Source organism: Micromonospora sp. NPDC049891 (assembly GCF_040660295.1).
Classification (GTDB): Bacteria; Actinomycetota; Actinomycetes; order Mycobacteriales; family Micromonosporaceae; genus Micromonospora.
Genome location: NZ_JBFAML010000088.1, coordinates 1 through 1,170, shown reverse-complemented (window position 1 = coordinate 1,170; position 1,170 = coordinate 1). Strand labels below are relative to the sequence as shown.

The following is a 1,170-nucleotide window of genomic DNA, read 5'->3' as shown; positions in this document are numbered from 1 at the left end:
GGCTTCCCGCGCCCGCAGGGCCGCGACTTTGTCGCGCTGCGGGAGTGTGTCGCCTGGTTCGTGTACGCATCCGACGAGCCCGGCGACCTGCGGGACATCGAGGTACCGGACGGCCCGCCGCCGCCGCTGCCAGCCGGCGTCGATGGGCGCGCAGTCGGCGAGCCGGGGCGGGGGGTGCGCCATGTTCAGGCATGAGGGGGCGGACCTGCCGCGCAGGGCGCGCGTGGCGGTCCTGTCGCCCGCAGATTTGGCGATCATCACCGACGCCCTAGCCGATCACCTGGAGGAAGCCGTTGCGGCAGCGGATCACCTCGCGGGCGCAGATGATCCCGCCGGGCGGGCGGAGGGCCGGATCGCGGACGGTAGGGCGGCGGCGGTGCGTGCCCTGATGATCCGCCTCGGTGCCCCCGAGGACAGGTGGTCGTGGTTCCCGCTGGCACCTGACAGGCTGCCTGACGGCATGGGGTAGCCCTACTCCTGCGGCCCGGTGTGTTCGTGCCCCTGTGGCGCGTCCGCCGGGCCGCTTCGTGCGCGCAGCCAGCCGAGGAACTGTGCGTGTGCCCCGGAGGTGTCGACGCCGAGGCGGTACAGGTCGTCTAGGGCATCAGCGAGGGCGCAGGCGAGGTAGACGGCGAGCGCGGGCCGCGCTCCCCGGTACTCGACGGTCAGCGCTGCGCGGGCGTCCCCGCAGGGCCATGGCTGCCCGCAGCGGCGGCACCGCCAGGTGGGCCGCGCCGGTAGGTGGGCGCGGGGTGCCCCGATCATCGGATGCCGGCTCGGTGCGCCTGCGCGGGCGTCAGGTTGCCTGCCCGCCCGATCACGGGGTGGAGGGCTGTCACCTCCCGTGCCAGCGTCGGCGCAGGCACGCGGGCGGTGCCCCGGGCCGTCGCAGCCTCGGCGGGCGGCGGTATCAGCCGCCGATCAGGGCAGGGCCAGCGGAGGCCGCAGGTGCAGTGCCGCCAGCCCGTCCGCCAGTTCCGGCGGTGCCTTGGGCCGGCAGGGATAGGGCGGGGCTTCGTCCAGGGCAGCGGCATGTAGCCCATCGTTTGTCGATGGCTACCCCTTGTCAAGTGCCCAGTTGGCCTACTGACCAGTTGGACTACTGCCCAGTTGGCCTACTGACCAGTTACCTCGTGGCTACCCTGCGCCCATGCCACGGCACCTGTACGG

Annotated in this window: 2 protein-coding genes; one reads left to right on the top strand and one right to left on the bottom strand. The window is 73.5% G+C overall.

The annotated features are described in order from the left end of the window. Nucleotides 1–195, top strand: a 195-nt coding sequence (locus AB0I71_RS32605) for a hypothetical protein (protein ID WP_357591218.1), incomplete at its 5' end; no start/stop codon positions are given. A 276-nt stretch (nucleotides 196–471) separates the two neighbouring features. Here AB0I71_RS32605 and AB0I71_RS32600 read toward each other — a convergent pair. Beyond that, the gene (locus tag AB0I71_RS32600; protein WP_357591216.1) at nucleotides 472–765 is read right to left on the bottom strand and encodes a hypothetical protein; all 294 of its coding nucleotides are present in this window, start codon (nucleotides 763–765) and stop codon (nucleotides 472–474) included. Nucleotides 766–1,170 lie beyond the last annotated feature (405 nt).